At 61.1% G+C, this 10,749-nt stretch carries 8 protein-coding genes and 3 pseudogenes; 8 read left to right on the plus strand and 3 right to left on the minus strand.

Translation table 11 applies throughout. From position 1 onward, the window contains the following. The first annotated feature begins 236 nt into the window (after positions 1-236). From NP534_RS22975 to NP534_RS22985, 3 genes and pseudogenes are all read left to right on the plus strand, one after another. Positions 237-1,199 (plus strand): LysR family transcriptional regulator, encoded by a 963-nt coding sequence (locus NP534_RS22975; RefSeq protein ID WP_274100218.1) that lies wholly within the window; start codon positions 237-239, stop codon positions 1,197-1,199. 84 nt (positions 1,200-1,283) lie between these two features. Then, a pseudogene (locus NP534_RS22980) lies at positions 1,284-1,805 on the plus strand (alpha/beta hydrolase); the annotation flags it as partial. A 94-nt stretch (positions 1,806-1,899) separates the two neighbouring features. Next, entirely contained in the window at positions 1,900-2,334 is a 435-nt protein-coding gene (locus tag NP534_RS22985; protein ID WP_274100219.1) for a hypothetical protein, read from the plus strand. Positions 2,335-2,484: 150 nt separating this feature from the next. On the opposite strand, the pseudogene NP534_RS22990 reads toward NP534_RS22985, so the two are convergent. Next, a pseudogene (locus NP534_RS22990) lies at positions 2,485-2,808 on the minus strand (RrF2 family transcriptional regulator); the annotation flags it as partial. Further along, positions 2,804-4,183, minus strand: coding sequence for an NAD(P)-binding domain-containing protein (locus tag NP534_RS22995; RefSeq protein ID WP_274100220.1), 1,380 nt, complete (start codon positions 4,181-4,183; stop codon positions 2,804-2,806). The gene NP534_RS22995 and the pseudogene NP534_RS22990, both read right to left, overlap by 5 nt. 345 nt (positions 4,184-4,528) lie before the next feature. On the opposite strand from NP534_RS22995, the pseudogene NP534_RS23000 reads away from it, so the two are divergent. Further along, positions 4,529-4,774: pseudogene (locus NP534_RS23000) on the plus strand (NAD(P)/FAD-dependent oxidoreductase); the annotation flags it as partial. A 228-nt stretch (positions 4,775-5,002) separates the two neighbouring features. Continuing rightward, positions 5,003-6,628, plus strand: coding sequence for a methyl-accepting chemotaxis protein (locus NP534_RS23005; protein WP_274100221.1), 1,626 nt, complete (start codon positions 5,003-5,005; stop codon positions 6,626-6,628). A 42-nt stretch (positions 6,629-6,670) separates the two neighbouring features. Here the strand turns inward: NP534_RS23005 and NP534_RS23010 are convergent, their stop codons facing one another. Beyond that, positions 6,671-8,074: a purine-cytosine permease family protein gene (locus NP534_RS23010; RefSeq protein WP_274100222.1), complete on the minus strand. Its 1,404-nt coding sequence runs from the start codon at positions 8,072-8,074 to the stop codon at positions 6,671-6,673. Positions 8,075-8,390: 316 nt separating this feature from the next. On the opposite strand from NP534_RS23010, the gene NP534_RS23015 reads away from it, so the two are divergent. The 3 genes from NP534_RS23015 to NP534_RS23025 form a co-directional block, all read left to right on the plus strand. Then, positions 8,391-8,876, plus strand: a complete 486-nt coding sequence (locus NP534_RS23015) for a flavin reductase family protein (protein WP_033697327.1) — start codon at positions 8,391-8,393, stop codon at positions 8,874-8,876. 66 nt (positions 8,877-8,942) lie between these two features. Then, positions 8,943-9,983, plus strand: coding sequence for an LLM class flavin-dependent oxidoreductase (locus NP534_RS23020; RefSeq protein ID WP_043203125.1), 1,041 nt, complete (start codon positions 8,943-8,945; stop codon positions 9,981-9,983). Between the two features lie 231 nt (positions 9,984-10,214). Further along, positions 10,215-10,749: amino acid synthesis family protein (locus tag NP534_RS23025; RefSeq protein ID WP_274100223.1), on the plus strand; the 535-nt coding region annotated here is incomplete at its 3' end.

Consider the following 10,749-nt stretch of genomic DNA (forward strand, 5'->3'; position numbering starts at 1 on the left):
TGAGCCGTTGTTTCATGCCAATGCATTGTTGGCGCTGCCGTTGACCTTGTCGCGCCGGTATTTCACGTTATGCCTAGCTCCAGAGCGGGTCCAACGACATTTGCAGGGCGCTAACCATTACCTGAAGTTATCAATTGGGCGGCAGCCCCGGTGGCAGAGCGCTTGTGCATTTACCGCAGGGTGCGCAAAGGCTAGAGTGAGGGCCTTGGCTAGACGAAGGACCCCACCCCAGCACCATGGTCAGACACTCCGAACCCGATCAGACCCTGCTCAAGATGCCTTCGCTGCGCGCAGTCAAAGTGTTCGTCGCGGCCGCCAAATACCAGAACTTCACCCGTGCCGCCGAAGCGCTGTGCGTGACCCAGGCGGCGGTAAGCCGGCAGATCCGCGAGCTGGAGACCTACCTGGGTGCCGAACTCTTCACCCGGGTCGGCCGCGCGGTGGAGCTGACCGTGGCCGGGTCGATCTTCTTCGATGCGGTGCAGTTATCGTTCGTCAACATCGCCCAGGCGGCCGAGCGAATCCGCAGCAACACCAACACCAAACACGTGGTCACCCTGTGCTGCTCACCGGCGTTTGCCGCCTTGTGGCTGGGGCCACGGATGCCGAAGTTCTTCGATGAGAACCCGGATATCGACATCAACCTGGTGACCACCCAGAACTTTTTGTCGATGGAGCCTGGGGTGCGGCCGGACATCTACATCACCAAGCTGGGCAAGATCCAGGCGGGCTATAGCTGCCACCCGCTCAACCATGACCTGATCTACCCGGTGTGCAGCCCGCACTACCTGGCCCAGCACCCGCAGCTGGCCACCCTGGAAGGCATTCGCGATGGCTCGCTGCTCAACCTCAGCCCTTATGGCCGCTCGCAGGTAGCCGAACACGTGGACTGGAACGTCTGGCTGGCGTTCCATGATGTCGACCTGAAAAGCCGCGCCAGCACAGCGCCGCATTTCTTCAATGCCAATGACTACAACCTGCTGGTGCAGCTTGCCTTGGGCAGCCAGGGGGTGGCGCTGGGCTGGCACCATCTGGTGGCCCCGCTCGTTGCCCAAGGGTTGCTGGTGCGGCCGGTGGCGCAGCAATTGGAGCTCAAGGACACCTTCCACTTCCTGGCCTTCAACGAAGACAAGGAACATGAGCCCAGCTGCCGACGCCTGCGCGATTGGCTGCTGTCAGCGTTCCAGCCGCTGTTGTAGAGCGGCCTTGCGTCGCGCAAGGGCGCAGCTACCGCTCGGCGTTTTTCCCGACATCCAACCCCATGCATCTGGTACAACCGCGCCATGCCTACCTTCTTCCTTACCCACCTGCGCCGCCGCTGGCTCACCTGGCTGTGCGCCACCCTGCTGGTCATCGGCCTCCCCACCGGCTGCGCCGTTCTGCAACACAAGGAGCGCGAGCTGGTGTTCCGCATTGAGCCGGGCCAGGCCAGCTGGTTCCGCGGGCTGCCCAGCGGGGTGCAGGAACTTGACCTGCGCCCGCACAGTTTCACCGAAAACCAGAGCCTGCACGCCTGGTGGTGGCCGGCTAAACGCGCCGATGCGCCTGCAATCCTTTACCTGCACGGCGTGCGCTGGAACCTTACCGGGCAATTGTTCCGCATCGAGCAGTTGCATGCCATGGGCTATTCGGTGCTGGCCGTGGATTACCGCGGCTTTGGCCAGAGCCGTGGCGGGCTGCCCTCCGAGGCGACGGTGTACGAAGATGCGCAGATCGCCTGGGCACGCTTCGCCCAGCTGCAACCTGATGCCAACAAGCGGTTGATCTTCGGCCACTCCCTGGGGGGCGCGGTCGCGGTCGAGCTCTGAGCCCATTGAGGGGCGACCCGGGAAACACAAGCCCGTCAGGACCAGCCCTAAAAAATTTCATGCCCTGCTAGGCAGTAACTTGAAAGCGCGGATGCGTGCGGCACCCGACGAACTGAAAAAAATCACTGGCAAAACCTGGGCAAATATAAGCGACGCAGAGTGGCAGGAACTTTCTACTAAACGTTACCAGAATATCCGCCTGTTGTCCTGCCACCTAGGCTACGCGTCCCCACACTCTCCAAACGGCGAGTCATTTGCGCAGACATTCAGCAACCTGACAGGAAAACCTGTCAAAGCATCTATGGGAAGATTGTTTATCTCATCAGCCGACAACAAATCACTCTTCAACCAGTTCAAAAATTCTGGCCTAAAAGACTTTACAACTTACTTTAGAAATCACTTCAAGAAACCCCAAAATCACTTCCTTCTCAGCAAACAACGCGACATGGTTGGCGACCATATGTATTACGGCTCTGACGTGGGTATCAACTACTCCATGAGAACTTTCAATCCTACTGCCCCCTGATACAGGACAGACACATGGGCACATGCCGATCAGGGCCCAAGAGATTGGATCGGAAATCCAACCTCTTGGGTTGTCCTGTACCCCTCCACCCTCGGCAACTGTGGAGGACTCGTTGCAGACGGCTTGGCGGCGAAGGGCCATATCTCCTCATTACACCCGGCTCGCCGGGATCCGCCGCTCACCCATCCACTCATTCACCCGCTGCCCAAACGCCGCCGGTGCCTTGCGCCCGAAGCGCCGCGCCAGGTCGAGGATGGTCTGCTGCGCCAGCGCCTCTTCCATGCGCTTCTGCGCCCCCAGCATCATCGCATGAATCGCGCAGGTGCCTTCAGTCGCCCAACCGGGCGGCGAACCTTCGAACAGCGTGCAACGCTCACGAATCTCGCGGCAGTCGAAAATAGCCTTGGGCCCGTCGATGGCATTGACGATGTCCAACACGGTGATTTCGTCCGACGGCCGCGCCAGGCGGCTACCCACGCAGCACTTTCACCTCACCTTGCTTGCCGTCCGTTTCGCGCAGGTACTCCTGCAGCGAGTCGTCCATCGCCTGCAGCCAGCGGGTATGGTGAGGCACGGCTTTGGTGCCGGTGATCACTGAGCGGTACGATTTGTCACGGTAACCCATGATGTCGTGCTTCTTGTCGCTCTTCCATTGCAGGAAGATGCGGTTCACCGCATCGATATCGAAGCGCGGGTAATCGGTCTGCTCGATCAGGTGCTTGATGTATCGGCCCTGGAATTCATACATCGAAGCGGTGGTTGCCAGCTGCTCCTCATCCTCGCGCCAGCGCGCGCTGTCGGCCTGCATGGCCGCCTTGGCCGGCAGCTTGATGCGCCCCAGCATGTAGTCGCGCGCAAACCATGCCTGGGCGTCGAACAGGTTGAAGCTGTACCACAGGTCCTGCATGCCCAGGTAGAGCAACTGCGGGTTCTGCTCCCACACCACGCCTTGGTACAACCCGGCAGGCCACAGGCGGTTGTTGGTCTTGAGGGTGAGTTCATCGGGCAGGAACGGGAAGTGATGCTGGTAGCCCGTGCACAGGATGATCGCATCCACGCGCTTGTTCGAGCCATCGGCGAAGAACGCCAAGTCGTTTTCGACGCGGACCAGCTGCGGGCGCTCTTCCCAGCCCTTGGGCCATTTGTAGCCCATCGGCTGGGTGCGGTAGGCCGTGGTGATCGAGCGCGCGCCATACTTGTAACACTGCGAGCCGATGTCTTCGGCCGAGTAGCTGCTGCCGACAATGAGCAGGTCCTGGCCGTTGAATTCCATCGCTTCGCGAAAGTCGTGGGCATGCAGGATACGCCCGGTGAACCGCTCGAAGCCTTCAAACTCCGGCACGTGCGGGGTAGAGAAGTGCCCGCTGGCCACCACCACATAATCAAACACCTGCTCGATGCCAAGCCCCGCGCTGTAGTCGTGGGCGCTGACGGTGAACTCGCGGGTGTTCTCATCGAAGCTGACGTTCTTGACCGCAGTATTGAAGCGGATGTAGTCGCGCACCCCGGCCTTCTTCACGCGGCCTTGGATGTAGTCCCACAGCACCTCGCGCGGCGGGTACGAGGAAATCGGCCGGCCAAAGTGCTCATCGAAGCTGTAGTCGGCGAACTCCAGGCATTCCTTGGGGCCGTTGGACCACAGGTAGCGGTACATGCTGCCGTGCACCGGTTCGCCATGCTGGTCGAGGCCGGTGCGCCAGGTGTAGTTCCACATACCGCCCCAGTCAGCCTGCTTTTCGAAGCATACGATCTCGGGCATGGGTGCGCCCTGGGCATGGGCGGATTGGAAGGCACGCAGTTGCGCAAGGCCGGACGGGCCGGCACCGATGATTGCGACACGAAGAGTCATAGTGATTCCTGAACATTTGAACGCTGAAAAAATGCAAAGGCTCCCCAACCCCGAACGGCAAAAGGCCGGGGGTGGTGGAATTCAGGCGCTACGGTGCAGGTGGAGGGACGGGGCGTTTGCGCATCTGGGTCAGCAGGAGCTTGACCGGCGGGATCGACAACACGTGGAACAGGCTCGAAAGCGGAGAAGGAGTCATTGAGGTCGGCCCGTATCCATCTGCGCAGGGCGCGAAATGGGGGCCTGAGGGGCGGAAGATACGTGTGATCTCGTGCATGGGGGCTGAAATGGCCTCTTTTCTTTATGGTTTCCTTTTTATCTATAACGGATGGGGGTGGGGATATCAAGGACAATGCGGCAGCCGACCTGCTCGGCGTCGAACCTGTTATCTACCGGCAGCCCAAATATGTCACCTGCCTCGACCTGGGCGACTGGGGCGCGGCCTACAGCGAGGGCTGGGAACGGGAGCTGAAGCTGCACGGCCAGGAGGGCAAGGCGCTGAAACGCCAGATCAACTCGGTATGGATCTACCCGCCCGCCGCTGACCGTGCGCTGGCACTGGCCGCTGCCGACCCGTTGATCCCGATCGTGTGACACCTGATTGCGGGCAAATCCGTCAGTAAACGACGGATTTGTCAGCACACGTCGTTACATTGAATGACTGGTCAATAATGATGGCCATGTGACATCATTTAAATAAAAACGTACGAGGGTAAGGCACACACACTAAATCCGCAGCGCATCGAGAGCTGGCACCCCCCTGGTGAGCCGGCCTTCCGTCCATGCTCTTGACGCCTGCACGCCACCGTCAAGGAGCATTCCATGCAGTTACGGAATATGAAGATCGGCATTCGCGCAGCCAGCGTATTCGCCCTGTTGGGCGTATTGGTACTGGCCATGGGCTTGATAGCCCTTTATGAAACCCGGCAAATGGACGAGGCCACGGATGAAATCCGTGTCACCTGGATGCCGGCCGTGGTAGCCCTCAGTGAAATCAGCAGCAACCTCGGCCGAGCGCGGGCGGTCACCCTGCGCGCAGCGCTGGAAGAAACCGACCTGGAGCGTGCGCGCAGTCTCGACATGCTCAAAAGCATCAATGCGCAACTCAAGGATGGCCTGAAGGCCTACGACAACACCATCATCGCCGCCGATGACCGCGCCCTGTTCAACCGCTTCAATACCGCCCACGAGCAATACGTCAGCCTTCAGGCGCAGGTCATCAGCGACATCGCTGCCGGGCGCCTCGACCAGGCCAAACTGCAGATCAACGGCCCGCTTTCCGAGCATGCCGACAACATGATGAAAGCCATGGCCGCGCTGATCGCCTACAACGGCAAGGGCGCCGAAGAGGCCTCGCAACGCAGCAGCGACGTCGCTGACCAGGCGTTGACCGCCATCATCGGTTCATTGCTGGTCATCATGCTGGTACTGGCCGCCATCGCCACACTGCTCACCCGCAGCATCGTCGTGCCCCTGGCCGCTGCCGTGGCCGTGGCCGAGCGCGTGGCCACCGGCGACCTGACCCAGAACATCCTGGTCACCGGCCGCGACGAGCCGGCCCAGCTGCTGCGCGCCTTGGGCCGCATGCAAGAGAGCCTGCGCGACACCTTGCGCAAGATCGCCGCCTCGTCCGACCAACTGGCCTCGGCCTCCGAAGAGCTGCACACCGTCACCGAAGACACCAGCCGCGGCCTGCATCAGCAGAGCGCCGAAATTGACCAGGCAGCCACCGCAGTCAACCAGATGACCGCCGCCGTGGAAGAAGTGGCCAACAATGCCGTGAGTACCGCTGACGCCTCCAAAGGCGCCGACCGCACCACCCGTGACGGCCGCGACCAGGTCAACCAGGCGCTGGCGTCGATCCAGCACCTGGTCGACGACGTGACCGGCACCTCGGCCGAAATCGAACAGCTGGCCGGCAACGCCAACGAGATCAGCCGGGTGCTCGATGTAATCGGCGCAATCGCCGGGCAAACCAACCTGCTGGCGCTCAATGCCGCCATCGAGGCGGCGCGGGCCGGTGAGGCCGGCCGTGGCTTTGCAGTGGTGGCCGACGAGGTGCGCGCCCTGGCCCACCGTACCCAGCAGTCCACGGCAGAAATCGAGCAGATGATCGTGGGCATCCAGACCGGCACCGAACGTGCGGTGACGGCCATGCACAGCAGCCAAGGGCGCGCTGCGGGTACCCTGGAAGTGGCGCAGGGTGCGGGTCAGGCGCTGGAGCTGATTGCCGAGGCCATCGCCTCGATCAACCAGCGCAACCTGGTGATCGCCAGTGCATCGGAGGAACAGGCGCAGGTGGCGCGCGAGGTGGACCGCAACCTGGTGAATATTCGTGACCTGGCGATGCAGACGTCGGCGGGGGCGAATCAGACCAGTGCGGCGGCGCAGGATTTGTCGCGGTTGGCGGTTGACCTGAATGGCATGGTTGCCCAATTCAAAGTCTGATCAGACATGGCCGGGGCCGCCTTGCGGCCCCCTTTGCAACTGTCAGTCGTTGACGCTGATAACCCGCGCACGATTGACCGCCTGCCCCCGCGTGGCCAGGCAGTAATACAGCGGCACCGTCACCAGCAAGCCGATCAACCAGGACAAATCAGCCCCTTCGACAAGGTTCGAATACGGCCCCACATACAGCGCGGTGTTGGCAAACGGCAACTGCACCGCAATCCCGCAGGCATAGGCAATGATCGCGTGGTGGTTGAAGCGGCCATAGATGCCGCCGTCGGCACTGAAGATAGACGCGATGTCGTACTGGCCCTTCTTGATCAGGTAGAAGTCGATCAGGTTGATCGAGGCCCACGGCACCAGCACCAGCAGCAGCGCCAGGATCAGGCCGATGAACTGGCCGATGAAGCCCGCCGAAGCATTCAGCGCAACCATCCCGCAGCCCAGCAGAATCACCGAGGCCAAAATCACTCTCACCTTGATGCTCGGCGTCCACTTGGCGAAGAAGGTCTGGATGGCCGTGACGATCGACAGCACCGCGCCATACAGGTTGAGCGCGTTATGGCTGATGATGTTGAGCAGGAACAGCACCATCAGGATCGGCCCCAGCCAGCCCGTGGCCTGCTTGACCGCGTCCATCGCGTCGGTGCCTTCTGGCACGCACAGCACCGCCACTGCACCAAAGCTGAAGCACAGGATGGTGCCCAGGGTGGCGCCGAAGTAGGTCGCCCAGAACGGCTTGGCAATGCCGACTTCCTTCGGCAGGTAGCGCGAGTAGTCCGAGGTGTACGGCGAGAAGCTGATCTGCCAGATCGTGCCCAGCGACACGGTGGCGATGAAGCCGGACAGGTTGAACGCCCCGCGGCTGAAGAAATCAGCCGGCAGCTCCTGGACGAACATCATGATGAAACCGGCCAGCAGCGCCGAGCCCATGACCCAGGTACCGATGCGGTTGAGGATATGGATGAAGCGGTAGCCGATCACGCCGATGGCCGTCGCGCTGAGGGCGCCGATGACGATGGCACCGGGCATCGGCACGCTCGGGGCAATGCCGTGGATGGTCTTGCCCGCCAGCACGATATTGGAAATGAAGAAGCCGACGTAGATTAGCGCCGTGAAGAACACGATCAGCAAGGCACCATAGCGGCCGAACTGGCCGCGGCTCTGGACCATCTGCGGAATGCCCAGCTGCGGTCCCTGCGCAGAAGCCAGGGCGATGACCACCCCCCCGGCAAGATGGCCCAGCACGATGGCGACCAGGCCCCACAACAGGTTCAGGTGGAACACCTGGACCACCATGGCGCCGGTGACGATGGGCAGTGGCGCAATGTTGGTGCTGAACCAGAGGGTGAACAGGTCGCGCGCCTTCCCATGGCGCTCGGCAGGTGGAACGTAATCGACCGTGTGATTCTCGACAAACTGGTGTTGCGATGACGGTTGGGACATGGTTTTCAGCTCGAAAGGTCGTTTTTATCTTTGTAAGGAAACCGCGTCTAGGCGGCCTCTCAGCTGCGGACCATATTATGGTATTCCAAACTTTTGACAACACTGATTCGGTCTAAAAATCTTCAACTGATCCGGTTCAGCAGCCGCGCTCAGGGCGTCTCGCTTTCTCCAAACCCCCTATTCACGCGGCTTTGCGCCATTCATCGCGAATTTTGCACGGCAGAAAATTCCGCTTGCAAATCGAGTATTACGGTATACCATCAGACACATCAACGATAAAAAGCGGCCCACCGCTACCCCTTTCGAGGTACACGCCATGATCGACGCAACCGTCTATAAGAACGTCCTGGGCTCCTTCCCCTCAGGCGTCACCGTCATCACCACCCTGGACGACGACGGCTCGATCGTCGGCCTCACCGCCAGCGCCTTCTCTTCGTTGTCGATGGACCCGCCACTGGTGCTGTTCTGCCCCAACTACAGCTCCGACTCCTACCCTGTGCTGATCAAGCAAAAGCGCTTCGCCATTCACCTGCTGTCCGGTGAACAGCAAGCCGAAGCCTATGCCTTCGCGAAAAAGGGCAAGGACAAGGCCACCGGCATCGAGTGGACCCTCAGCGCCCTGGGCAACCCGTTGCTGGCCAATGCCACCGCCATTATCGAATGCGAACTGTGGCGTGAATACGAAGGTGGCGACCACGCCATCATGGTCGGCAAAGTGCACAACCTGATCGTCCCCGAGCAAGCCCCGCAGCCGATGATCTACTGCCGCGGCAAGATGGCCAGCCTGCCCGCCTTCGCCTGAAGCACCTAGCCTTATTACTGACGCCTGGTGCGCCAGGCGAGACTTTCAAGCTCCGAGGAAAGCCCCATGAAATTTTCGTTGTTCGTACACATGGAACGTTGGGATGAACAGGTCAGCCATCGCCAGCTGTTCGAAGACCTGACCGAACTGACCCTGATGGCCGAGCACGGCGGTTTCAGCACCGTGTGGATCGGCGAACATCACGCCATGGAATACACCATCTCGCCAAGCCCGATGCCGCTGCTGGCCTACCTCGCTGCGCGCACCGAGAAGATTCGCCTGGGCGCTGGCACCATCATCGCGCCGTTCTGGAACCCGATCCGCGTGGCTGGCGAATGCGCCCTGCTCGACGTGATCAGCAACGGCCGCATGGAAGTGGGCCTGGCCCGTGGCGCCTACCAGTTCGAGTTCGATCGCATGGCCAATGGCATGCCCGCCACCGACGGCGGCAAGGCCCTGCGCGAAATGGTGCCGGTGGTGCGCAAGCTGTGGGAAGGCGACTACGCCCACGACGGTGAGGTGTACAAGTTCCCCACCTCCACCAGCGTACCGAAGCCTTTCAACGCCGAACCGCCGATGTGGATCGCCGCCCGCGACCCGGACTCGCACAACTTCGCCGTGGCCAACGGCTGCAACGTCATGGTCACCCCGTTGATGAAGGGTGATGAAGAAGTGCTGGACCTGCGCAACAAGTTCCAGGCGGCCCTGGACAACAACCCGGATGTGCCACGCCCGCAACTGATGGTGCTGCGCCACACCCACGTGCACAGCCCGTCCGAGCCTGAAGGCTGGAAGGTCGGCGCCCAGGCCATTTCGCGCTTCTACCGCACCTTCGATGCCTGGTTCGGCAACAAGACCGTGCCGGTCAATGGCTTCCTTGCGCCAAGCCCGGAGTCGAAGTTTGCCGAAGTGCCGGCGTTCCAGCTGGAGAACATCCGCAAGAACACCATGATCGGTACACCCGAAGAAATCATCGCGCGCATCAAGTACTACCAGGAACTGGGCGTCGACGAGTTCAGTTTCTGGTGCGACAACAGCCTGCCCCACGCCGAGAAGAAGAAGTCGCTCGAGCTGTTCATCAACGAAGTGGTGCCGGCGTTCGCCTGAATTCCCTTTGCCTGAAGTAGTTGCGGGATCAGCCCGCTCCCGGGGGTCCTTGTGGCCCTCGCGAGCGGGCATTTTTTTGAGTTTTTCGGCCAGTACAGACGCCGCGCAAATCAAGGGATCAAGACGCCTTTCGTCCCCCGGCAAGAGATTTTTCCAGCCCCCTCTTGCGCAACAAATATTATGGTATACCATCAGACAACAAGAGCTGATAACCCTCACCAGGAGCCACCCATGAGTTTCGAAATCCGCAAGATCGTCACCTACTCCGAAGAGACCCGCATCGAAGGCGGCAAGGCCACCGACAAACCGGTGACCATGGTCGGCCTGGCCGTGGTGATCAAAAACCCATGGGCCGGTCGCGGTTTTGTTGAAGATCTGAAGCCGGAAATCCGCGCCAACTGCTCCGAGCTGGGTGCGCTGATGGTCGAGCGCCTGACCGCCGCCATCGGCGGTGCCGACAAGATCGAAGCCTACGGTAAAGCCGCAGTGGTCGGCGCTGATGGCGAAATCGAGCACGCCTCTGCCGTGATCCACACCCTGCGCTTTGGCAACCACTACCGCGAAGCGGTGCAGGCCAAGAGCTACCTGAGCTTCACCAACAAGCGCGGCGGCCCAGGTACCTCGATCCAGATCCCGATGATGCAGAAAGACGACGAAGGCCTGCGCTCGCACTACATCACCCTGGAAATGCAGATCGAAGACGCCCCACGTGCCGACGAAATCGTCGTGGTCCTGGGCGCCGCCGACGGTGGCCGTCTGCACCCGC

Source organism: Pseudomonas sp. 39004 (genome assembly GCF_028682155.1).
Lineage (GTDB): Bacteria > Pseudomonadota > Gammaproteobacteria > Pseudomonadales > Pseudomonadaceae > Aquipseudomonas > Aquipseudomonas capeferrum.

Coding starts and splice junctions, on each gene's coding strand:
- NP534_RS22975 (WP_274100218.1), top strand. CDS start 237: ATGGTCAGACACTCCGAACCCGATCAGACCCTGCTCAAGATGCCTTCG.
- NP534_RS22985 (WP_274100219.1), top strand. CDS start 1,900: ATGCGTGCGGCACCCGACGAACTGAAAAAAATCACTGGCAAAACCTGG.
- NP534_RS22995 (WP_274100220.1), bottom strand. CDS start 4,183: ATGACTCTTCGTGTCGCAATCATCGGTGCCGGCCCGTCCGGCCTTGCG.
- NP534_RS23005 (WP_274100221.1), top strand. CDS start 5,003: ATGCAGTTACGGAATATGAAGATCGGCATTCGCGCAGCCAGCGTATTC.
- NP534_RS23010 (WP_274100222.1), bottom strand. CDS start 8,074: ATGTCCCAACCGTCATCGCAACACCAGTTTGTCGAGAATCACACGGTC.
- NP534_RS23015 (WP_033697327.1), top strand. CDS start 8,391: ATGATCGACGCAACCGTCTATAAGAACGTCCTGGGCTCCTTCCCCTCA.
- NP534_RS23020 (WP_043203125.1), top strand. CDS start 8,943: ATGAAATTTTCGTTGTTCGTACACATGGAACGTTGGGATGAACAGGTC.